Annotated in this window: 17 protein-coding genes; 9 read left to right on the forward strand and 8 right to left on the reverse strand. The window is 38.3% G+C overall.

The window, feature by feature from the left end; genetic code table 11:
• Positions 1-30: 30 nt before the first annotated feature.
• Positions 31-1242, reverse strand: a complete 1212-nt coding sequence (locus H4J41_RS14065) for a phosphopentomutase (RefSeq protein ID WP_182136810.1) — start codon at positions 1240-1242, stop codon at positions 31-33.
• A 291-nt stretch (positions 1243-1533) separates the two neighbouring features.
• On the opposite strand from H4J41_RS14065, the gene udk reads away from it, so the two are divergent.
• The 4 genes from udk to H4J41_RS14085 all read left to right on the forward strand — a co-directional run bounded on the left by udk (position 1534) and on the right by H4J41_RS14085 (position 5035).
• The gene (gene udk, locus H4J41_RS14070; RefSeq protein ID WP_182136811.1) at positions 1534-2178 is read left to right on the forward strand and encodes a uridine kinase; all 645 of its coding nucleotides are present in this window, start codon (positions 1534-1536) and stop codon (positions 2176-2178) included.
• Between the two features lie 90 nt (positions 2179-2268).
• Positions 2269-3513, forward strand: a complete 1245-nt coding sequence (locus H4J41_RS14075) for a NupC/NupG family nucleoside CNT transporter (RefSeq protein WP_182136812.1) — start codon at positions 2269-2271, stop codon at positions 3511-3513.
• 107 nt (positions 3514-3620) lie between these two features.
• A complete protein-coding gene (gene deoC / locus H4J41_RS14080; RefSeq protein WP_182136813.1) occupies positions 3621-4394 on the forward strand; it encodes a deoxyribose-phosphate aldolase in 774 nt (257 codons plus the stop codon).
• 62 nt (positions 4395-4456) lie between these two features.
• A complete protein-coding gene (locus H4J41_RS14085; RefSeq protein ID WP_182136814.1) occupies positions 4457-5035 on the forward strand; it encodes a thymidine kinase in 579 nt (192 codons plus the stop codon).
• Positions 5036-5165: 130 nt separating this feature from the next.
• Here H4J41_RS14085 and deoA read toward each other — a convergent pair whose 3' ends face one another.
• The 3 genes from deoA to H4J41_RS14100 form a co-directional block, all read right to left on the reverse strand.
• Complete coding sequence (gene deoA / locus H4J41_RS14090; RefSeq protein WP_182136815.1) at positions 5166-6482, reverse strand: thymidine phosphorylase; 1317 nt, start codon at positions 6480-6482, stop codon at positions 5166-5168.
• 12 nt (positions 6483-6494) lie between these two features.
• On the reverse strand, positions 6495-6914 hold the full coding sequence (locus tag H4J41_RS14095) for a cytidine deaminase (RefSeq protein WP_182136816.1): 420 nt from the start codon (positions 6912-6914) through the stop codon (positions 6495-6497).
• Between the two features lie 206 nt (positions 6915-7120).
• Positions 7121-10282 (reverse strand): TonB-dependent receptor, encoded by a 3162-nt coding sequence (locus H4J41_RS14100; protein ID WP_182136817.1) that lies wholly within the window; start codon positions 10280-10282, stop codon positions 7121-7123.
• A 693-nt stretch (positions 10283-10975) separates the two neighbouring features.
• On the opposite strand from H4J41_RS14100, the gene H4J41_RS14105 reads away from it, so the two are divergent.
• The 5 genes from H4J41_RS14105 (at position 10976) to H4J41_RS14125 (ending at position 18005) form a co-directional block, all read left to right on the forward strand.
• On the forward strand, positions 10976-11608 hold the full coding sequence (locus H4J41_RS14105; protein WP_182136818.1) for a TetR/AcrR family transcriptional regulator: 633 nt from the start codon (positions 10976-10978) through the stop codon (positions 11606-11608).
• Between the two features lie 65 nt (positions 11609-11673).
• Positions 11674-12837: an endonuclease/exonuclease/phosphatase family protein gene (locus tag H4J41_RS14110; protein WP_220460904.1), complete on the forward strand. Its 1164-nt coding sequence runs from the start codon at positions 11674-11676 to the stop codon at positions 12835-12837.
• Positions 12838-12928: 91 nt separating this feature from the next.
• Positions 12929-14359: an alkaline phosphatase gene (locus tag H4J41_RS14115; RefSeq protein WP_182136820.1), complete on the forward strand. Its 1431-nt coding sequence runs from the start codon at positions 12929-12931 to the stop codon at positions 14357-14359.
• Between the two features lie 637 nt (positions 14360-14996).
• Positions 14997-16475, forward strand: a complete 1479-nt coding sequence (locus H4J41_RS14120) for an NAD(P)/FAD-dependent oxidoreductase (RefSeq protein WP_182136821.1) — start codon at positions 14997-14999, stop codon at positions 16473-16475.
• A 1128-nt stretch (positions 16476-17603) separates the two neighbouring features.
• The gene (locus tag H4J41_RS14125; protein WP_220460897.1) at positions 17604-18005 is read left to right on the forward strand and encodes a CBS domain-containing protein; all 402 of its coding nucleotides are present in this window, start codon (positions 17604-17606) and stop codon (positions 18003-18005) included.
• Between the two features lie 218 nt (positions 18006-18223).
• On the opposite strand, the gene H4J41_RS14130 is transcribed toward H4J41_RS14125, so the two are convergent.
• From H4J41_RS14130 to H4J41_RS14145, 4 genes are all read right to left on the reverse strand, one after another.
• Positions 18224-18736 carry a regulatory protein RecX gene (locus tag H4J41_RS14130; RefSeq protein WP_182136822.1) on the reverse strand — a complete coding sequence of 171 codons (513 nt, stop codon included), beginning with the start codon at positions 18734-18736 and terminating at the stop codon, positions 18224-18226.
• Between the two features lie 284 nt (positions 18737-19020).
• Positions 19021-20325, reverse strand: coding sequence for a hypothetical protein (locus tag H4J41_RS14135; protein WP_182136823.1), 1305 nt, complete (start codon positions 20323-20325; stop codon positions 19021-19023).
• Between the two features lie 623 nt (positions 20326-20948).
• Positions 20949-22136: a cystathionine beta-lyase gene (locus H4J41_RS14140; RefSeq protein WP_182136824.1), complete on the reverse strand. Its 1188-nt coding sequence runs from the start codon at positions 22134-22136 to the stop codon at positions 20949-20951.
• A gap of 632 nt (positions 22137-22768) precedes the next feature.
• Positions 22769-25222 carry a DNA polymerase II gene (locus H4J41_RS14145; protein ID WP_182136825.1) on the reverse strand — a complete coding sequence of 818 codons (2454 nt, stop codon included), beginning with the start codon at positions 25220-25222 and terminating at the stop codon, positions 22769-22771.
• Positions 25223-25269 lie beyond the last annotated feature (47 nt).

Consider the following 25269-nt stretch of genomic DNA (forward strand, 5'->3'; position numbering starts at 1 on the left):
TATATTGAATGTCAGGTTATTAGTGTTGTTTCATAGCTCAAGATCAGACAAAAAGCTTGTACCATAAGGCATCTTATCTAATTTAAATAATTCTGCGATGGTTTGACCAATATCTGCAAAGGTACTACGTTCGCCAATATTAACAGATCGTATCTGTTTGTGGAATGCAATAACAGGTACATATTCACGTGTATGGTCATTACCATGCCAAGTTGGGTCACAACCATGATCTGCGGTTAAAAAAAGCACATCATTTTCATTCATAGCCGCAACCACTTCGGGTAAACGCTGATCAAAATTCTCTAATGCTAAAGCGTAACCTATCGGATCACGGCGATGGCCGTAGTCTTGGTCAAAATTGACTAAATTAGTAAATATCAGGCTATTGTCTTGTGCCGTATTGATATGTGAAATGGTCGCATCTAATAAAGCATCAATACCCGTGGCTTTAGTTTTTTCACTAATACCTTGGTGTGCATAAATATCGGCAATTTTACCCACACTGATGACATAGCCACCCGCTTGGGTAAAGGTGTCTAATACTGTGGGTGCTGGCGGTAAAATAGAATAGTCGCGTCGATTACCCGTTCGGGTAAAATTTTCAGGGCTGCTGCCAATAAAAGGTCTGGCGATAACACGGCCAACATTTCTATCAGCAAGTAACTCGCGCACTGTTTCACAATATTTATAGAGGTTATCCAAACCAAAGTGTTCTTCATGAGCCGCCACCTGAAACACGCTGTCAGCAGAGGTATAACAAATAGGCAAGCCAGTGTTAATGTGCGCTTGCCCAAGCTGGTTAATAATATCGGTACCTGATGCATGGCAATCGCCTAAAATACCCTTATAGCCAGTGGCTTGATTGATTTTTTCAATCAAATCTGCGGGGAAGGCGTTACCTTTTTTTGGAAAGTAGTCCCAATCAAATAATACTGGCACCCCCATCATTTCCCAATGGCCACTTGGCGTGTCTTTACCTGTACTAATCTCAGCCGCATAACCATACGCACCCTGCACAGGTGCTTGCTTTGCCACAGGGAAACTAGCTTTACCCGCTTCAAAAGCGGCTTGAACCAAGCCCATTTTTGCTAGATTAGGCAATTTAATTTCACGTTTTTCGTGCTGATAAAAATGTCGTGCTAGGTTAGCAAAAGTATTGGCACTGATATCGCCAAAGTCTGCCGCATCGGGCGCATGCCCAATACCAAAACCGTCGATTACTAAAACTATTGCTCTTGCCATTTTAATTTCCCGTTATTAGATCGTTGCATTTTAACAAATTCTTCAAATTTATCCTCGTTTATAGCGATAAATTTCATGACCAAATGGTCAGCATGTGGTACTTTACCAAGCAATAAATTATAGACAATAGATATTTTATAAATATTTAAGGCACAGAACACCCTTTTGCCTAAATTTTAATGAATTTCAATATAATTAGTTCATAATATGAATGCGTTGACTTATTCACAACAGCATCACAATAAATAATAACTTAACCCTTTTTTAATCACATTTTTAAGGCTCTCTGTTTTGCAAACCAATAAACCGACGATTATTGCGGTAACCGGTGCTTCGGCATCTGGTAAATCACTTTTTGCGCAAACTATTTACGATGAACTATTACCTGAGCTAGGGTCAAGTGGTATTGCTATTATCAAAGAAGATGCTTACTACAAGCATCAATCGCATCTCTCGATGGCTGAACGTATAAAAACAAATTATGATCACCCTAACGCTTTTGAACATAGTTTGTTGTCACAACATTTAAGTCAGTTAAGTGCCAATAAAAGCGTTGATATACCTACGTATTGTTATAAAACACATACCCGATTAGATGACACTCAACATTTAGCACCCACACCCATCATTTTAATTGAAGGTATTCTTTTATTTGCCGATCAAGAACTGAGAGACAAATTTGATATTAAAATATATATTGATACCCCGCTCGATATTTGTCTAGTGCGCAGAATAAAGCGAGATACCCTTGAACGTTCTCGCAGCATAGCGTCAATCACCGAACAATACTTAACCACAGTTCGACCTATGTACCACCAACATATACAGCCAAATAAAACCTTTGCCGATATTGTAGTGACGCGTGGTGGCAAAAATAGAATGGCAATAGAAATGCTAAAAGCAAAAATTCGTCAACTCATGCAAAGACGTCTTTAAATTTGCACGATTTGAACAAGCAATAAAATTAAAAATTGATGTCATTAAAATAAATATAATAACGATAACAAAACAATTTATGAGGTAATTATGGAATTAGGTGCACTTAGAGGCGTCATTGGCATTTTCGCGTTATTGGCAGTGGCGGTCTTTTTCTCTAAAGATCGCAGCGCAATTAATTGGCGAACCGTAGGTTTTGCCTTTGCATTACAGATATTACTCGGTGCATTTGTACTTTATGTGCCCTTTGGTAAAGATATTTTAGGCTCGATAACCAATGGCGTTCAACAGGTTATCAACAGTGCACAAGCCGGCATAAACTTCTTGTTTGGTGGTTTAGGTACCGATGCCATGTTTGATAACGGCGTTGGCTTTGTTTTTGCTATTCGTGTATTGCCGGTTATTATCTTTTTCTCATCGCTTATCGCCGTACTTTACTACCTTAATATTATGCAATGGGTAGTAAAAATTATCGGCGGTGGCTTACAAAAACTATTAAAAACCTCTAAACCTGAGTCATTATCTGCCACAGCTAATATATTTGTTGGCCAAACAGAAGCCCCCTTAGTTATCCGCCCTTATATCGCCAAAATGAGTCAATCAGAGCTTTTTGCCATTATGGTCGGTGGTTTAGCCTCGGTTGCAGGCTCTATATTGGCTGGCTATGCTGGCTTAGGCGTGAAGCTTGAATACTTAATTGCTGCCTCGTTTATGGCCGCACCTGGTGGCTTGCTAATGGCAAAACTACTCATGCCTGAAACAGAGGTCATTAACAATGATTACAGCGATGTAGAGTTGGCTGAAGCAGAAGCTAAACCAGTGAATGTTATTGATGCGGCGGCAACTGGCGCTGCTTCAGGTTTAAAGCTGGCGGTTAACGTTGGCGCCATGTTACTGGCTTTTATTGCCATTATTGCATTACTTAATGCCATGGTCTCAGGTTTTGGCAGCTTATTAGGCTTTGAAGGCGTAACAATTGAATGGCTACTGGGCTATATTTTTGCCCCTTTTGCCTACCTTATTGGCGTGCCATTCGACGAGATGTTGCAAGCAGGTAGCTTTATCGGCCAAAAAATTGTCGTTAATGAGTTCTTTGCCTACGTAAATTTTGTTGAAATTAAAGATACCCTTTCCCCAACAACTCAAGCGATTATTACCTTTGCTTTATGCGGCTTTGCTAACTTATCTTCCATTGCCATTTTATTGGGTGGTATTGGCTCAATGGCACCTAATCGTCGCCCTGACATTGCACGACTAGGTATGAAAGCCATGTTAGCAGCAACTATGGCTAACTTAATGAGCGCCGCTATTGCTGGGGTTTTTGTCAGTTTATAATCAACTAAAAGCTGTAAAGGTTTAGCTTTCAGTTTTAAGCTGTCAGCTCTCAGTTATTTGGGATTAGTTATTAGTGATTAGTGGGCAATTTGGGTTTTGAGGTGAAGATGAGTACTATTGAACAATACGCACAGTGTGCACTTAACATGATGGATTTAACCAGTTTAACTGACGTTGAAAGTGCCGATGATATTATTCAGCTTTGTCAAAAGGCTAAATCACCTTGTGGTAACACCGCCGCTATCTGTATCTTCCCGCGTTTTGTGCCCTTAGCGAAAAAAGCCTTAGCGGCACAAGGTACGCCTGAGATAAAAATTGCTACTGTGACTAACTTCCCACACGGTAACGACGATATTGATATTGCTGTCGCTGAAACTAAAGCCGCTGTTGCCTATGGCGCAGATGAAGTCGATGTTGTATTTCCTTACAAAGCCTTAATAAAGGGTAATGACAAGGTGGGCTTTGAACTCGTAAAAGCCTGCAAACAAGCTTGTGGCAATAACACAAAACTGAAAGTTATAATTGAAACCGGTGAGCTTAAAACTGACCAGCTTATTACTCAAGCCAGTGAAATTTGTATCGCTGCCGGCGCTGACTTTATTAAAACCTCAACCGGTAAAGTTGCAGTAAATGCCACACCTAGGGCAGCTGAATTGATGCTAAAGGTCATTAAAGCTAAAAATATTGAGGTAGGCTTTAAACCTGCTGGCGGCGTAAAAAACGCTGAAGATGCTGCGGTTTATCTTGATTTAGCGGCTAATATTTTAGGCGCAGACTGGGCGACTAATGCTCACTTTAGATTTGGCGCCAGTAGCCTATTAACCAACTTACTTAATACCTTAGGGTCGAGTAATAAAACGGCTGAGCCAACAAGCTATTAAGTACATTGCACCCAACAGGTTATATAGCCCCCAACAACCCTAATTAGGATATCAATATAGCGATGGCGCAATTATATTTTTATTATTCAACCATGAATGCCGGTAAGTCGACTCACTTATTACAGTCTTCGTATAATTATCGTGAACGTGGTTTAAACACATTGCTGTTCACCGCACAAATTGATGACAGATTTGCCAAAGGCAAAGTCTCATCTCGATTAGGTATCCATGCTGACGCCTTATTATTTGATGATAAATCAAACATCTTCGAGCAAGTAAAATGCCAAATAAGTAGTAGAAAAATTGCTTGTATATTAATTGATGAAGCCCAGTTTTTAACTACACAGCAAGTTAGGCAATTAACCGATATTGTCGATGAATTAAAAATTCCCGTTTTAGCTTATGGTATTCGTACCGACTTTCTCGGTGAAACCTTTGTTGGTAGTGCAGCACTGCTCGCCTGGGCTGATAAATTAGTAGAGTTAAAAACCATTTGTCATTGCGGTAAAAAAGCAAATTTTGTTATGCGCTGTGATGAACATGGCAATGCGGTTAAAGGTGGCAAACAAATAGAAGTGGGTGGTAATGAGCGTTATGAGTCTTTATGTCGCCGGCACTTTAAAGCCCTTGTTTGGCATTAACTAAGCAACTACCCTATTTACATTAAACATAACTCGTAAAAAGGAATGCCATGGCATTCCTTTTTTGTTGTGCTTATTTCAATAGCGCTAATTTATTAATACGACTCTATTCATACAAAGTTTATTAAAACTAAGCGGAAATGGTTTGATAAATAACCGGTTGTTGCTCAGCCTGCTTGCTATCAATCACTAAAGCCCCTTGATACTGTAGACTAGCTAGTAGTGCTGAGCTTTCATCTCTAGCATGCACTCGAGCCACCACATCACCACGGTTAACTAAAGTGCCAATGGGTAATACTCTGTCAAAACCAACACTATGGTCAATTTGCTGACCATTTGCTGTGCGTCCACCTTTTAAGCCCACCACAGCCAAGCCAATATCACGGGTTTGCATAGCATTAATATAACCGTGATCTAGTGCAATAACATCTTTAATACATGCGGCGCGTTGCATTGAACGCCAAGGATCTTCCAGAAAGTCACTTGGACCACCCAAGGCATGGATCATTTTACTGAATATTTCAGCTGCAGCGCCAGAGGTCAGTGCATGGTTAATTTTTACTAATGCGGCATCTTCATTATCCACAACTTTTGCGCTAACTAACATAGCTTTAGCTAATGCAACTACCACGCCATGCAAACGAGGTTCACGCAGCGAGCCAGTTAAATATTTAACCGTTTCGGCCATTTCCAAGGCATTACCCGCGGTTGCACCTAATACTTGGTTCATATCAGTGATAATAGCTTGTGTCGGTACACCGGCGCCATTAGCCACATTAACAATACTTTGTGCTAGCGCTTTGGCATCAGCAATATTTGACATCATAGCGCCGTTACCCACTTTGACGTCCATGACTAAAGTATCAAGCCCTGCTGCTAATTTTTTTGACAATATAGACGCAGTGATCAGGGGTATAGATTCCACCGTGGCAGTAATATCGCGTATGCCATATAAGCGTTTATCGGCAGGCGCTAAATTATCCGTTTGAGAGATAATCGCCATACCCAAATCTTTTACAATCGCTTTAAATTCAGCAATACTGGGTTGAACATTAAAGCCGGCAATACTTTCTAGTTTATCTGCTGTTCCGCCGGTGTGGCCCAAACCACGCCCTGCAATCATAGGAACATAAGCACCACAAGCGGCCACAATAGCCGCTAACATAAAGCTGACCTTGTCGCCAACACCACCGGTTGAATGTTTATCAACCACTGGGCCGTCTAATTCTGGCCACGACAACACATCACCTGAATTTTTCATCGCCATGGTAAAGTCGATAATTTCACGGGTTTGCATGCCCTTTTGAAAAATTGCCATGGCCATTGAACCGGCTTGAGCATCATTAAAATCTAAGGTAACTAAACCATCAACAAAGCTTTGAATTTGTGCTTGCGAGAGTGAACCACCATCACGTTTGGTACGAATTATTTCTTGCGGTAATAACATGAACTAAAATCCTTATTTTTCAAGTAAATCTTTGGGCGTAAAAGCATCAGGTAATAATTCATTAACTGTCCATTGCTTTTGATCATTGTTGTGATTAACCGCCATAACAAGTGCATCGGGCGCTAAAAATTCAACAATAACTTGTCGACAAGCACCACAAGGTGGCGTCAATTTTTCTTGATTAGTATAAATGACAATGGCTGAAAAGGCTTTTTCACCTGAAATAACCCCTTGGGCTAAACAATTACGTTCAGCACAAACGGTTAGGCCGTAAGAAGCATTCTCTACATTGCAGCCTTTAACTATTTTGCCGCTAGCGGTTAACGCTGCCGCACCAACATGAAAGTTACTATAGGGTGCATAGGCGTTTTCAAAGCCCGCTTTCGCGGCATTAACCAATCTTGATATTACATTATCTTCAATATTTGACATTATAAAAGCCTTTATCTGACCAAGTGGTCAACTTATGTTCTATCGTAGTAAATCAGTAGGAGAAATGCAACTGAAAAAAGCGTTAAATAAAATCTATTACAGCGTATTGTAATCAACTTATTTTTCGCACGTTATTTAACGGTAGATTAAAAGGTAAAAAAAAAGCCAACATTACTGCTGGCTTTGTTAGTAAGGTTTATGAATGATTAGAAGGTATATTTAACACCAATCTTCATAGACCATGTAGACTCACGATCTTGGAATCTAGCAGGTGACTCTCCTGCAGAAATATTTGCACTTTCGTACACGTATTGACCGCCATCATTAATGCTGTAATCAAGTAATTCTGTTGCAGATTGACCAAATGGTAATTGGTAAACGCGTGCAGCACCTTCATCAAAAATAGCTAATGCGTTTTTAATATCAACATAGAACAAACCTTTATGCCCAGTTAAGAAACCTGGAATTTCTTGTTCAAAGCGTAAATCCATCGTCGTTGTCCAAGGCGCTGTATAAGCATTCTTGTCAAGATAACCACCATCAGAGCTAATACCCGCTGTTGCTAACTCGGCCATAATTTCGTCGTAGCTTAAGCCATTATCAAAATCGACAGCACCGTCACTAGCACCCGTTGGAATATAAGGTAAGTTAGCGGTAGTAAGATCTAAGTTGCCTGACAAACCGTCACTGTCGTTATAACCTAACAAGTAACTAAATGGTCTACCTGATTTACGCTCCCAAAACATATGCATACCTGTGTTATAACCTTCAAACATTTCAGTATTATATGAAAGGTTGAACGTTAAACGATGCTTAACTTGGTAGGCTGATGTACCAATAGTAGGATTCTCAGGATCAACAACCGGGTTAAAGTTATATGCTGTATTTGATGAAGTACCAGTAGCATCTACACGATTACGAATAGTTGAATGAGTATATGAGAAGTTAGCTTTAAAACCGCTCTGCCAGTTCTTTGCAATGCTCAATGTTTCAATTATCGTATGACCACCAGACGTATTAGTCAATAACACATCACGAGCTTCTCTATCAGCATTAGCAAAAGTATAAATTGGGCGGCCTTCAACAGTTAGACCACCATTTCCTTTTGAGGTATCTAAAGTACGAGAAAGATCAGACCAAGCCATGTCTTTCTGGATATTTTTATAAAGTACTTCACCACTTATGCGCCAATCATCACCTAAACCTATGTCACTTAAATTAGCAACATAATCTGCAGCTAAGCTGTATTGCCATGTAGTAGGGATTTCGAAGTTTGGATCAATAGCATCAATATTAGAGTTTGGTCCACCTAACTCAGATTGAGCAATTTGGTCTTGCGCAGTTTGTGGTATGCCACTTGGATCAGCATCTTGCAAAAATGCTGCGCTGCTACTGCGATATAATGCGATTCTAGAACCGTCATTACTGAACGCATTTGAGATGAATACATTGGGACGGCCACCACTAAATAGACCAGCGCCACCACGGATAGTCAACTCATCAGTTGCGCTCCAAGTAAAGCCAAAACGTGGTAAAATGATGTCTAAGCCGTCAAGGTTTTCATTATTGGCATAAGCATAGCGATCGAAGAAGCTTTCATTAAAGTTTGGTGCATCATCATTCACCGTTGATTCATAACGTAAACCATAAGTTACGTTAAGTGAATCATTTACATCCCAACTATCTTCAATATAAAAAGCGTGATTTTCAAGCGCAAACTCAGCGGCTGCATCATCACGGTTTAAGCTCGGGTTATTTTGATATTCAAAAAATCCTGCATTGCCAGCTTCAAAGTCATCAATGCTATCAAAATACCAAGAACCTAAATAATGCTGCATGAAAAGGTTATAAACATCTACTTTTTCGTATTCCCAACCAAATGAAATCGCATGATCTTCATACAAATAATCACCACTGATACGAACTTGTAAGGTCTCATTGGTTAACTGGTTTGCGTGGCGACTGTCATCAGCGCCCAACATAATTTCGCCGCCATTAACGGTGTCAATTTTAACTTCACCAAATTCATAGCCACCTAGTGATACTTGACCGTTAATAGATTCTTTTTTCGATACCTTAACTTCTGTTGAAAATTCTTGAGTCCAGTTTGAAAATACTTGAGCAACATAAGTGTCAAACTCGTTAGAGCGATTATACCAATGAGAAGATAAATACAAGTCATCAGAGTTACCACTACCCTGATTACCGGCGCTATTACTAGAGCCATGCGCATAGGTAAAAGTCGCACGATGATCTTCATTAATATTCCAATCTAACTTCAATGAATATTTTTCATCTTCTAGTGGAATAGAGTTATCCCAACTACCGGCATCATAACCATATTTACTTTTAGCAATATTGACCACACGATCAACTTCTGCTTGCGACACTTGGCTAACTTTGTTGGCTACATTTGCATCTGACGGGCCTTTGTCTACCGAACTGGGTGATTCAAAAGTTTCGTATGACGCGAAGAAGAAGAGTTTGTCTTTAATAATTGGACCGCCGAAAGTTGCACCCCAAGTCTCTTCATCAAATTTTAAAGCAATTTTATCGCCATCATCTGTTTCAGGTGTTCCTGCCCAAGCATCTTTAGCTTGCTCAATAAACATAGAACCATGAAACTCGTTAGTACCCGATTTAGTTACTACGCTAACTTTACCACCTGAAAAACCACCTTCTTTAGCGGTAAATGGCGCAATAGCAACACTAATTTGAGCAATTGAATCAAAAGCAATAGGAGAACGCTCTGTAGGGTAACCGTTACCGGCTAAACCAAAGTCATCGTTAAGGTTCACACCGTCAACCGCTAAACTGTTATATTTAGGGTTACTACCTGCTAAAGATAAGCTATTGCCATCATTACTAACAACAGCCATTGGATTTTGTCGAACAATATCTTTTAAATCACGGTTAAATGCGGCTGATTTAGTTAAAGCATCACCACTAAAGACACTTGATGAGCCTTTTGACGGGTCAAAAAATGTTGAAGAACCTGTTACCGCAATACGCTCAATATTAGTATCTTCTAATACTTCACTGATTCGAAATACATCACCTAAAGTAATGTAAATACCTTTAAGTGTTTTATCTGCATAAATATCAGAGTCGATCGTGACGGTGTATGGACCACCAACACGTAAACCTTGTGCAGAAAAATTACCTGTGTCGTTAACTTTTAAAGTTTTACGAGTACCTGAAGGTTCGTGAACAATAGTAATAGTAGCATCAGTAACAACACTGCCATTGTTGGTTAGAATGTTACCGCGCATTGACGATGACGTATCATCAGCCATGGCCGATGTTGACAATCCAAACGCAAGTACAATTGCGCCAGTAATCCTTGAGAGACGATGATTTTTCATCATATTATTCCTTGGTATAAGTTAAATTTTTATTTGTTAAGTGTTTTATGTAAGTTTTACTGAGCTAATTTTAAGCTCTTTATTATTTTTTAGTGCTATCTCGGTGAAATTAAAACAGAGTTTTCTTACATTATCATTACAAAATTTTACAGGTCACCTGCTGAGAATTTACATTTTTTAACTTCACAAAACAGCAAAACAAAGCGAATGCGCTTAAAGCTATAAATAACAACAGCCTAACCTTGTTTTTAAAACATGACTAAAAATAGCTTATAACTATAGTCACATTAAAACAGATTAACTATAACAAAAAATGATAAAAACAAACCATTTGGTCAAGATAAAATAAAGTATGATTTTATCTAAGTTAATAAAGGCCTGTATTAACTTAGATAAATTAACCATAGGTAAATTTATCTAAGTCAACTATTTTTAAAAATATCAAAAAATGCTGATGAAAGAAGACCAAACTTATTAAACAGTGTCTTAACACTATATTTAAACTAAACTGGCCAGTTTTTAACTCCTCAGCATGAGTTTATTGATATATGTACCAGATTAACTCCGTAAAATTTTTAACAATTTTACCAGTGTTAATAGTAATTTTTATTGGCTGAGCATAAGCTAACAACTGTAATATTGACCTAATAAAATAGTGTTAATGACTATAAAAATATAAACAGAAAGGTTATTCGCGTGAACAACAATACCAGCAATGAAAAGCAAGGAAGTATTCGGGCCCGAAGTGAAGCTATTATTTTAGCGGCGGCCCAAAAAGAGTTTATTCTCCAAGGTTTTAAAGGTGCTACCGTTCAATCTATTGCCGATAGCGCGAATCTGCCTAAAGCAAACGTATTATATTATTTCAAAAATAAAGAAAATATTTATCATGCGGTATTACAGTTAACCTTAGATACCTGGGATCAAGGTATTGGTGAACTTGATATTAACGACGGTCCTGTTGTGGCGATTGAAAAATTTATTGCTTCGAAAGTAAAAATGTCTTTTGAACACCCTCAGGCATCAAAAATTTATGCCATGGAAATCATACAAGGGGCGTTGCATTTAAAAGAGTTTTCTCGCACTTATTTACGCCAATGGGTAAGAGAAAAAGCTAAAGTATTTCAAGTGTGGATAGATAGCGGTGAAATGAAAAATGTTGATCCGGTAAAACTTATTTTCTTAATTTGGTCTTCAACTCAACATTATGCTGATTTTGAACAACAAATATTAACCATTATGAATCGTGCCGATTACGAAGAAGACGATGTAACCCAAGTAACCGAGTTTTTAACTGATTTTATATTACGGGGTTGCGGCCTAAAATAGGAATTTATATGCGAGTATTAAGCTATTTACTGACAACTACCTTGTTAGTCTATTCAGGTATTGCTATGTCACAAACGTCAAATAGTTCAAGTCCAACCTCAAGCTTACGCATTGCTACTTTCAATGTCAGCATGGAAGCATTAAATTACTTACCTGCAAAATTAGGTAAAGAACAAAAGCCGACAGGAAATGAGTTAGCCGTAGCGTTAGTAGAAAATCATCAGCAAATTAAAAATATTGCTGAAATTATTCAACGCGTAAATCCTGATATTATTTTATTGAATGAATTTGACGGTAATGACCCTAAACATCAATCACTAAAACGCTTTTTAAGCAATTATCTAGCAAAAAGTCAGCAAGGTCACACGGCGGTTAACTACCCCTATTTTTATCAAGGCCCAGTTAATACGGGTGTTGCTTCTGGTGATGACTTAAATAACGACAACAAAGTAGGTGAATTACCCAATGATGCCTATGGTTATGGGCTTTTTTCAGGGCATTTCGCCATGGCATTGTTATCTAAATATCCTATTGTTGAAGAGAAAATCAGAACCTTTCAACTGTTTAAATGGCGCGATATGCCAAACGCCTTAATACCCGTAAATCCTGACTCAAAAACACCTTGGTATAATGAACAAGCCTGGAGTAATTTTAGATTATCATCTAAATCTCACTGGGATATACCACTGAACGTCAATGGTAATGAAGTTCACATTTTGGCAAGCCATCCTACCCCACCAGTATTTGATGGGCCAGAAGATAGAAACGGTAAACGAAACTTTGATGAAATACGTTTTTGGACTGATTACCTAACCCCGAGTGCTGCCAGTTATATTTATGACGACAATAAGCACTTTGGTGGTTTAGCTCAAGATAAAGCTTTTGTTATATTAGGTGATTTAAATGCCGATGCTATAGAGGGCAGTGCAATAAAGTCGGGCATTGATCGCTTAATCAATCATCCCCGTGTTATTGATGCCAAGCCAAGTAGCGAAGGTGGAAAGTTACAGCGAAATAATAATGCCAATGCAAAATATCACACGGCATTTTGGGGCATGCGAGCTGATTATGTTTTGCCTGCAAAAGCACAATTTAACGTACTTGGCTCAGGTATATTTTGGCCAAAAGAAAATGAAGCTGAGTTTCGTTTAATTAAAGACCGTGCTGCCTCGTCAGATCACCGACTTGTTTGGGTGGACCTAGCGTTTAAAAATCCAATTAATAAATAACTGTTCTATATCAACCGAGTTAAATTCGACAGAGTTAAATTCAACAGAGTTAAGCAGTTATATTTACCAATAATATTTAACGGAAATCAATATGAAAAAATTCATTCCAACCTTATTAACCAGCTTGATGATCTTGTCTTGTGGTCAGCTACAAGCATCTGATGATGCTAAAACAAGCACTATTGCAGACAGTAGCCCGAAAAATATCATTATGATTATTGGTGATGGTATGGGCCCAGCATATACCAGTGCCTATCGCTATTTTCATGACGACCCTAATACAGCTGAAATAGAACAAACAGTTTTTGACCGTCACTTTGTCGGTAATAGCAGTACCTATCCAGCTGCTGAGTCAGGTTACATTACCGACTCAGCCGCTAGCGCTACCGCATTATCAACCGGTATTAAAAGCTATAATGGCGCTATCGGCGTCAATGTTAACAAACAGCCCGTTGAAACCGTTTTGGAATATGCCAAACAAAGTGGCAAAAAAACCGGTGTTGTGCTTACCTTGCAAATTAATCACGCCACCCCTGCGGCTTATTTAGCTCATAATGTTCATCGCTATAATTACAATGCTATTGCCGACAGTTACATTGATGATGGCATCAAAGCCGACTTATATTTTGGTGGTGGCTGGAAATACTTTATTCGTGAAGATAGAAATATTGTTGATGAGTTTATAGAATCAGGTTTCCACTACATTGATAAATATAGTGAAATAAGCACTATCCCAGCAAATAAACCCGTACTAGGTTTATTTGCTAAAACTGGTTTACCTTGGGCCTTGGATGATACTAACAAGTACCGTTTATCCATGATGACACAAGCGGCAACAAAGCAATTAGAAAATGATAACGGCTTCTTCATGTTAATTGAAGGTAGCCGAATTGACTATGGCGGACACGCTCGAGATATTGCCGCCGCTATGCATGAAATGGACGATTTAGCCAAAACCTTAGAATACCTTGAAACTTATGTTAAAGAACATCCAGATACCTTAGTGGTGATCACAGCCGATCATAGTACTGGTGGCTTAAGTATTGGTAAAAAAACTGAACGCTCTAACGCTAATATCAACAGTAAATATTTATGGAAGCCAGAATTTTTACGTAGCATGACCATGTCACCAGAAACAATAGCAAAACGTTTTATGGATAAGGAATTATCTCTGACACAACTGGGTGAGTTGCTGTCATTTAAAATAACAGCTGCAGATATGGAAAATTTACAACAAGCTAAACTTGCTGATCACCAAGTTGTTAAGCAATTTAAATTATTAGCTGCTGATGTAAAAAAAGCTAAAAGAAAGCCTAGACCATACCAGTCTGTACTTAATGTTATCACCAAAATTATTGATATAAAAACCAACACAGGTTGGGGATCAATTAGTCCTTCAGGTACCCATACCGGTATCGATGTGCCTGTATTTGCCTTTGGCAAAGGCAGTGAAATGTTTTCAGGTTTTCAAGACAACACTGACATTGCCAAGAAAATTTTCACCCTATTAGGTAAAAAATAAAACTTCGTTATACCTACAGAAATAGTAAAACAAAGCAAAAGGCCGAGTAGTTTATAAATTATTTATAACTTGCTCGGCCTTTTGCTTTACTCTGTCCTGAAATGTGTTTTACCTGCAAGCGTATATTAGAACCTGTTGTGTAGACATGTCATAAAAAATGAGAATCGCGTCACGAGGTGAGAAAAATTAACATCATATGTGACTACGAATAATGTTTGAGACTACTAATCACTAAATTAGATTAACTGCTAATGATCACTTTTGCCACATAGAAGACCTAATTCACGCGTAAATTTATCTCCATAAATAGTCCGATCTGCTACTACAGGCCGCGTTCAGAATGAATTTATAACGCTAATTAATTGCGTGTAAAAATCGTTAGCTATTGGTTGTTCTTTAGGTCAACTGATCGCTAACAGATGACCTAGATGAGTTAATTTTAATTACTCCTTTTTCTTGCAAGCGCTACTCTCAATCTAATGTCTGCTACATGCTGGGATAGATGACATTAGCATATATTTCCTAAGGCGCTTTCGTCCACAATATTACTATTAGGCTAACATCCACTGTATCGGTTAAAATGCCCCTTATAGATGGTGACTGAGTCATCTATGGCGAAACAAAAAGGTAAAAAGAATTGGAAAATACACAGCATAATTGGACTACTTGTCAGGAATGTCAGGGACGCAGCCAAAAAAGGAGAAAGCTGCGCAAAAAAGTGAAACTCAGCTTTCAAAGAGCGTTAGCGCACTTTGAAGAAATGAATGCCCAAGGCACGCCCCCCGTTCAACCAAAAGGTCACCTCTATGATTGTTTGAACTGTAGCGGCTCTGGCTTAGTTCAATCAGCTAGTCATCCTACAGCCGATACAGAAAACTACCCACACGTTGCTATTATTGGTGGTGGCATAGGTGGAGTAGCTTTGGCGGTAGCATGTAAACACCGCGGTATTCCTTTTACACTTTATGAACGTGATAGCGGCTTTGGTGCTCGCTCTCAAGGTTATGGCCTCACGTTGCAACAAGCAAGTAAGGCAATCAAAGCATTAGGCATTTTATCACTAAAGCATGGCGTAATTTCTACAAGACATGTGGTACACACCACCGATGGCAAAGAGATTGGAGAATGGGGCATAAGAAAGTGGTTGCCGTCTGAGATCAAGACCTCTGTGAAACGCAGAAATATACATATCGCCCGCCAATCTTTACGCTTTGCTTTACTTGAGCAACTGGGTGGTCATGATGCTGTTAAGTGGGATCACCAATTAGTTGATTTTAAGGAAACTGAAGGTGCGGCCGTTGATCTGATCTTTAAAGTTAACACTAAAGGAAAGACCAAGAACGAGAGCAGCGCAGAAATAAAGCATGTTAAGGCCGATCTACTTGTGGGTGCCGATGGTATCCGCAGTTCGGTACGAAAATTATTGATTGGAGATGATATAAAACCACTACAATACCTAGGTTGTATTGTGATTTTAGGTATCTGTCCTTTGGCTGATCTCAACGGGCTTGAAAGCCCTTTGCTCGACTCGGCTACGGTATTTCAAACCGCCAATGGCCATGAACGAATCTACATCATGCCTTATGATTCAGAGTCGGTAATGTGGCAACTTAGCTTCCCTATAACAGAGGAGAACGCTAAAGCCTTGAGCGCTAAAGGTCCTCAAGCACTTAAAGAAGAAGCCTCTAAAAGATGTCAGTGGCATGATCCCATTCCTCAAATTTTATCAGCTACTAAGTCAGCGCTAGTTTCTGGTTACCCTGCTTATGACCGTGAGTTACTTAATGCAGAATTACTGGAAAAAGCAGGTAAAGTAACCTTGATCGGCGATGCAGCCCACCCGATGAGTCCATTTAAAGGGCAAGGGGCGAATCAAGCGCTGTTAGACGCGCTATCATTGGCTCGGGGCATATCCATAGGATGTAGACCTATGTCTCAATGGCGAGAAGCGGGTGTAAGAGCAAGTGTATTAACTGAGTTTGAAACAGAAATGTTGACCCGCAGTGCTTCTAAAGTGAAAGGCTCAGCAGAGGCGGCACAGTTCCTACATTCCGACGTTGTACTTCATGAAGGTGATGAACCAAGAGGACGATGTTTGCTCAGAGAAGAGGCATAATATCAAACAAGCGCCATATTAATACTTGTTCTTTATGGCTATGAGCGTGTTACTTTTTAAAGCTATCTGTTTTTAACCTCAAGCGGCGTTTTATCGCATAATGATCTGACCAAGTAAACTGCTCAATAGGCTCACGTGTGCAAATACTTGCATATTTTGATATCCACAGGTGAGCAATCGCCAAAGTAAACAAGATAGGCAAATATGACTTGTTTGGCGATGAATTGACAGATTGGCTATCTCGCTAAGTGCCCCGAAGCGTGATAGACCAAAGCGCTGCTTTAATGACTACTTAGGCTAACTGTAAATGTTCATTTATCGAATTTGAACGGCAGCTTTGAGCCTTGAGGCAGTCATTAGGATTGAAAACAGAGAAACCACTAAACGCTCATTTTTTTGGCCCATCAAAATAAGCATAATAATTTTCTGATGATTTGTGACGTTATGACTTTTTTTCTTACTCGTTTTGCCCCGAAAAATAATAAATTATTTCACATGTCAGCCTACACCATCTATCAAGCCAGATAATCCATTCTCGAAATTTTTGAAGAGCGACAGTTGTACTATTTAACTAAGCCTTTTGGCAACTAACGTCTGCGGTAAACAAGTTTAAAAACACTGGGTATCAAAGCATAAAGCTATGGCTAGTTCACAACTCATCTAACTATGACTAACCCAACATGATGCTAATAAATGTTTGAAGCGTTTATTTAAGGCGAACTATCGAGCCTGCCATTGTTAACAGTAAAATGAAGATATTTATGATCGACTATTTAATATATAAGAGATTTTTTATTTGCATTTTTAATGGTTAAAATTCAAAACTTTGGTGTTATAAGAATTATAAGGTGAATACCTACTAAGTAAATTTTATAGCTTGTATTTAGCCATTTTTTCTCATGAAAAAGTAGAACGCTTAATTAATCAAATGGCTATAACCATAGCTTATTCGCTTGTTTCATCGCTTATTATTCGCTGGATTGAAAAAAATTTATAGTATTCTTTGACTTATATTAGATATGCCGTTTATATTCTATTAAGCTCAATGACCGAAACTTAAGCTCAAAAAATATCCGGTCTATCTTTTTACATAATGAAGATTATTACTAAACTAAAAGGTGATTTACCATGCTTCAATCAGTTGGTTTGCGCGATTATATGATCACTAACCCAATCAAGGTCAAAGAGGATGATAATTTATTAGATACGATGAAAATCATCATAGATAATAAAGTCTCAGGGGTTTGTGTAATAAATGAAAAGAAAGTCCTCGTAGGCGTACTTTCCGAAATGGATTGTTTAGCCGCCATACTCGAAAGCACTTACAACAATATTGGTGTTGGTTTAGTGAGTGAATATATGACTAAAGAAAATATAGTTGTTGCTCACCCTAGTGATGACATTATCAATGTCGCTCAGGACATGCTACTAAAAAAACATCGTCGTCGACCTGTGATTGAAGATGGTAAGTTGGTTGGGCAGGTTTCTTGTCGGCAATTACTGACAGCGGTTAATAAATTTAATAAGTAAATTTCTTAACCTTATTAAAAGTACCAGATTTTTTATCACAGTACAGGCAAATAAGAGCAGTGACTTTATCTTCATTGATGGTTTTTTAGTCGCTTACACTGTTTTAGGCTTTATCAAACATAAGCCATGGTGCAGCATGCTTTAGCCATAATTGCTTATGTTTGATAAAGCCTATTTTTGATTGATGTAGCTATCTGATTAGCGACATTAGAAAGTGTTTATTTATCGCCTTGTTCACTGAATTTGACCGCTTTATCGGCGATTGAGTAGGTAAAGCCTTTGGATATTAAATGCCGTAGCGCTTTTTGCTTTAATTTCATATCGTCAATAGGCTCTTCGCCAAACTTTCTGATCTTTAATGAAAGCGCCTTAGCAAAATAATCATCCTCAGACGTTTCTAACGCCCCAACACAGTCATTAATGATCTTGGATGCAAATCCCTTTACATACAATTTTTCTTTGATTTTATTAGGGCCAATATTTTTTTCTGATAAACTTGTCGTTAAGCGTGTTGCATAACGAAAATCATTAATAATGTCATGTTCTATCAGATAATTAAGTGCTAGCTCATTAAATTGAGTATCATCTTTAAACAACATATTGGCTTTTTGAAGTAACGCTTTTGCAGAGTAATCTCCATACCTTTCAATCATCCAAATCATATAAGATTTGACCCGATCATAAGAAATCACTTGTGGCTTTGCCTCTTTTTTACTTGTTTTTTTATACATGTGGCTACTTTGTTACTTTCAAAATCGGGTTTATTATAAGTCAGTCTTGCTTATACCAATTTCATTAATTAGGTGGTCTACTTTATACGCAGGAAAAATGGCCAAATATAAGGTATTTATTTAATAACTAGTTGTTCTAATTATTAAATAAATAACGCAGTAGTTGGTTATTTTAACCAGTAAAAATCATCAGATAATTAGTGATATTGGTATTAAACGCTTAGGCATTAAATGTCCATCAAGGTTTGCACAAAAGGCCAATAAAATTGGCCTTTTGATGATAATTAATTTTGATTACTACATTGCCATGCATTTAAATAAGATGAGTTAACAATAATGCCATCAAAGCCTTGTTCTTTTATCTTAATCAAACTTTTGAAGGCTTGACGATAGTCTTGATAAGCACCTGTCATCAACGCCACCATTTGCCATTCAGATGAATAACATAAATGATAATAATCGCTTAATGACCTGTTTTCTGTAGCAAATCTGATAACAGAACGTTTATGTTTATATACGCCATACTGAATATAGACTTGGTTATTTTCTGTCTGTAATTGATGATTTAAATTAATATTATAATCACTTAGCCACTCGATCGGTAAAAGCTTAAAGTACCAATGTGGTTTTTCTGGCGTTAAAATATGCTCTGCAACTTTGATATTGTGCATATTAATATTTTTTTCAGCTGTGCTATCTGTTGCTTCTATATCGTTTGTTTTGTTTGTTTCATCTGTATTGCTTGCTAATGTTATAGCGAGGTTTTGCCCGTTTTCTTTAAATTCTGCACTATCATTAAGTGCTAGAACATTTGCTTGTCTGGTGATCTCGGCTTGCTTGTTATTCTCATCGTCAAACGCAGGCTTTACTGCTATTGCTTTTGGCGCTAGTTTCTCTGTGTTTATATTATTGACTACATTTATTGTTGGCTGTGTTGAGCTATTATAAATATTTGACAATTTTTCTAGCAAAGGGGCTACTTGCGGGCCTAAAAGTAATCCGGCCATTAAAGCAATGAAGAGTTTAAAGTTAATTGATTTGAAGTTAAATAAGGCGATTTTTGACTTAAGAGTGAGGTTTTCATCAAGATTAATAGGGTAAATTTTACTTTGATAATATTGGCTAATTTCCCCTGAGCTATATAATTTTTCTAATAAGGTATGGCCCCATAATTCAATGGTCAATAATGAGCTACCATAGCGTTGCCATGCCAGTAGCTGTCCTAACAAGTCATGTATATCACTTGCAATCAAATCAGCATTTTCAAATGCCCAAATAGTGATAACTTCTTTGTCTTTGTTCTCAATTAAATATTGCTTGGCATTTTCAAGGAATTGTTGGTTATTTTCTATTGAGGAAAACTGATCGATACCCGCCGTTACTAAGACACGAGTTAAATCATCGAGGTGCTCAATTTTTCCTGGTAAAAAAACAACTTGATGATGTTCAGGGATATTTTCAATATAGGTTTTTTTTAAACTCGCTAACAGCTTTTCAGATTTGCTGGTAATAACGCGGCAAACACCTGTTTCTATCACAGAATATAAAAGTTGAAATAAACCTTTTCTTACGGGTGAATCATTATTCATTCAACTCTCTTATATCAAGTACTATACATAGAACACGGATCACAACTTACTTTGCCATAATGCTGACTATAATTATGATTTCTCACATATTACAACAAGGCGAAGGATGAAAACAAGTAAACTGTTTTGATCATCCCTCACTCGTTGTGTTCGGGTATGTTTTAAAAGCAGTAAAGCATTAGGTGTTTGATATTTGGTCTTTGATTTTTATAACCCGTATCAGGATCTGTTAGACAATAATATCCGTTGAAAGTAGGGCTAAACTCTGGCTAAATGATAAGGTTCAAAAGTGCTTGCAGGCAAACACTTTATTGTATTTTATAAGTGCACGCCTGAAAAATGCTAATGTGTGCTGGTTTACCCTAAAAATTAAGGAAAAAGATAATTCAATGAAAAGTGCTTTATCTTGCGATAAGTTGTAGCGATGCAAAATAGGTCATGCTCATAGCCGCTAGAAAACGGCTTTGAATCAATTTATGATTAAATTCAAAGCCCGTTTAAAAGGCTTTATTTAACATTAGTCGTTAAACAAAATTTTCTACTAACGCTTAAGTTAAATCACTTGCTATTGTTAAGTTCACGACTGCAATACTAACTTGACAGATTAATGATACAAAATGCTCTTAGTTACCTTGTTGCTCAAGCACTTGATTAAAATGCGCAAAGCCCTGTGCTAAATCATCAATTAAATCATCAACATTTTCCAAACCCACATGCAAACGAATCAAGGGAAATTGATATGGCCAAGTGGTTGCCGTGCGCATATTATTAACCTTTGAAATACCTAAAACAAGACTTTCAAAACCACCCCACGAATAACCCATTTTAAAATGTTCCATGCTGTCTAAAAATGCCGTTAGTGCCGCTTGATTACCCTTGTTTAATACAAACGAAAACAAACCATTTGAGCCGGTAAAATCACGCTTGAATGCTTCATGACCCGGGCAAGATGGTAGCGCTGGATGCAAAATAGTTTCAACCTCTGGGCGCGTTGACAACCAATGCGCTATTTTAAGTGCACTGGCCTGATGCTGCTGTAAACGCACGCTTAATGTTCTAATACCACGCATGGCTAAGTATAAATCATCGGGAGAGGTACATTGCCCCATAATATAGCTGCTTTCACGCAGTTGTGGCCAATGCTCAGCGTTTGCTGTTGCGGTACCTAACATGACGTCTGAATGGCCAACAATATATTTTGTCGCTGCCTGTATTGAAACATCAACACCGTAATCAAAAGGTTGAAAATTTACCCCTGCTGACCAAGTGTTATCTAACATCACGATACAGTTGTGCCTATGAGCCACTTCAGCTATGGCTGGAACGTCTTGCACTTCCATGGTAACTGAGCCCGGTGATTCAAGAAACACCACACGGGTATTCGCTTTAATTAACGCTTCGATACCTGAACCAATCAGTGGATCATAATAAGTCGTTTCAATACCTAACTTAGCTAATATTTTATCGCAATAATCACGGGTGGGTTCATAGGTGCTATCAACCATTAAGATATGATCGCCCGTTTTAACAAACGCTAATAGGGCATTGGTGATTGCCGCCGTACCCGACGGATATATGGCACAACCTGCGCCACCTTCTAACTCGGTCATCGCATCACTAAAAGCGAACGATGTTGAAGTACCACGACGGCCATAAAACAACACCTGATTAGTTTTATTTGCTGTGGCATGCTTCATTTCTTTGACCGAGTTAAATACTACGGTAGACGCGCGCTCTACGGGTGGGTTAACGACACCGCGTGTCCATTGACTTTTGCGGCCGGCATTAATCAGTTTTGTTTCTTTTTTCATCTCTAGGTTACATTCCACGGTTGTATTTTTTGGATATCGCTCGATAAGGGACTTATCCTTTTGACATCAAGCAGCGCTGACCATTCACCAAGCGGCTAACTCATTTTTAACTTAAGCTTGCTAACGTTCACACTTTTCAAATTCATTATAGCTATCTAGCCATCTATAGGTATTTGTATCGCGAATTAAGTAAAGAAGCACGCTTTATTTTGTCATAACATAGTCGTGAACAGTATTAAGCAGATAAAATAGTATCATATGAGTAGTAGCCATTTGATTAATTAATACCAATCTCACTAATTATCTGATCATTTTTACTGGTTAAAATAACCAACTACTGCGTTATTTATTTAATAATTAGAACCACTAGTTATTAAAATAAATGCCTTATATTTGGTCATGTTTCCTGCATATAACGTAGACCACCTAATTAATGAAATTGGTATAATCAATTTTTTCTGAACTCAATTAAATACCAGCTATAACTTGTAGTTAGAAGTTAGGAGATAGGAGTTATTCACCTTATAAATTTACCCCTTAAGCACTTTAACCCTTAAGAGCAAAGCAAGCATTAACTGGGTATAACACTATCAGTTGCCACCAGTGTTAGTCAGTTAGCTCAATTGTCCGTTTTAGCGTTCAAACAAGCTCATTTGGCTATTGGTGATTTCATCAAAACTGGTATTAATAAAAGGTAAAATAGCATCAGCTACCGCCAGCAATTGTCGATCAATGTAAAATTGATAATCCAAAGCAGCGCTTTGACAGCCTTTAGCTTGTGGGCCATTGGTGGTCATGAGATATTCAATCCAACCTTTATTTTGATACTTAAGAGGTTTTCCCTGTTGCTGATAAATTTCATCGGCTAGCCTTGCTGCTCTGACATGTGGCGGCACATTTTTAACGTAAAGCTCAAGCTTTCTGCGCAAACGTTTACGATAATAAAGTAAGTCATCATGCTTACCCGCTAAGGTATCAGCCACCATTTGCTTGATGTAATCCGCAACCGGTTCGTTATTAAAAATTTTCAAATACAAAGTACGTTGAAATTGCTTGGCTAATTCGGTCCAATCGGTGCGAACACTCTCTAAACCTTTAAACACCAGTTGTTGTTGTTCACCCTTTTGTACTAAGCCTGCATAGCGTTTTTTTGTACCTATATCTTGGCCACGAATGGTTGGCATTAAGAATTGACTAAAGTGGGTTTCAAATTCAATATCAAGCTCGCTAACAATATTAAACTGTTCTTTAAGTAATTTTTGCCACTTTTGGTTAATGTAATCTTGTAAAATTTTACCAAGCGCCCTACTCTGCTCTGCGCTTTGGTGGTCACCGACATGGACAAATATTGAGTCGGTGTCGCCGTAAATAACTTGATAACCTTTTGCTTCAATCCATGATTTAGTGGTTTTTAGTATGCTATGGCTGCGTTTCGTAATTGAGCCAGATAACCGGGGATCAAAAAATCGGCAGCCGTTTGAGCCTAAAACACCATAAAATGAATTCATAATAATTTTTATCGCTTGTGACAAGGCGGCATTGTTATCTCTTTTGGCAATATCTCGCTCTTTCCAAAGCTCAGTGATGATATCGGGTAGAAAATGCTGTTCTCTTGAAAAATAAGCCCCGTCAAAACCCTCTATGGCTGTTTCTGGTGATTTTAAACCTTCAATCAAGCCCATAGGATCAATATTAAAACTGCGGATAATACTGGGATACAGGCTTTTAAAATCTAACACCAGCACATTTTTATAAAGCCCAGGGGTAGAGTCCATTACAAAGCCGCCCGGTGATTCAAAGCCTTGATCACCATCGCCCATATTAGGCGCAATATAGCCACTACGATGTAATTTAGGCAAATATAAGTTGGTAAAAGCGGCGACAGAGCCACCGATTCTATCAATGGCTAAACCCGTTAGCTGTGCCCTGAGCATGGCAAATTCTAATAATTGCGTATGCTGAAAAATTAACAGCACTAAGCGACAATCTTCTAAATTATAAATTGCTAGCGCTGTTTTATCATGATGAAAATTATTAGTTATTTCTTGAATTCGGTGATCAACATCGTCAACTTTTTTGCCAATACCTAGTAACGTATTCGCGACATTATCGAGTGAGAAACTGGGAAAGTTATAAGTAGCACTTTTCAGTAAGTCGATACCATCGAGCACTACACGGCCATTAATTTCAATAAATTGCTGTTCACTACTTTGATTTTTACGCCAATGGGGTGCTTTTTTATCTCGACCAATCGTAAATTTAAGGCCATATAAATCATAACGATTTTGTAATAAAGCAAAATCAAAATTAATCACGTTCCAACCCATAATAATATCAGGGTCGTGTTGAGTAAACCAAGCGAGCAAGCTCACTAATAATTCTTGTTCATTAGCTTGCCAAACAATATCAACATCACGGGTAGCTTGTTGCTCGCGGGCTATTTCTTCTGCATTGGCAATCATCAACACTTGCTGGCAATGCTCGCTATATAGCCCGATAGAATAGAGTTCACCCGACATTGAACATTCGATATCAAGCGATACGCTCGACAGTGCAATGTCAGTTTGTTGCGCTTTATCAATACGTTTACATTTAACCTGCTCAAAGCGCTGGTAAGCTTGATTATTGGCTGAAGTCAAATTTACTGCCTGACCAGCAAAGGTGAGATCGGCCGTAATAAAACGCTCCATTAAAAAACGATCATCTGGGCGAATGTCGTCTTCATAACACTTAATACCTTTTTGCTTTAGTACAGCGCGGGCTTGGTAAAAATCACGTAAGGTCAAAAAATACACGGCCGCCACCGCGGCTTGGTTAAATGCTTTTAGCGCAAGCGTTTTTATCTCGTCAAGGTTAATGCCTTGTTTAGCTAAAATGTCTTTAACATGAGTCACATCACTAACTTCAACAAAAAAAACCGCACGTTCGTTATCAATAATCAGCTGCACTGGCCCTTGTGGTGTTTTCAACCACAGGGTAATTTCAAGGTGATTGTTTCTGTCTGCCGCATTTCGGGTCAACAGAAAACCACGAGTGCTCGCTAACGATTGAACTACGTCAGGAAGGTTTTCAGGAGAAAGTTGCATTAATGGTTCTAATTACTCATGACAAACTGTTAATATATACAGCAGTG

Origin of the sequence: Colwellia sp. MB3u-45, assembly GCF_014077005.1 — a bacterium.
GTDB lineage: Bacteria > Pseudomonadota > Gammaproteobacteria > Enterobacterales > Alteromonadaceae > Cognaticolwellia.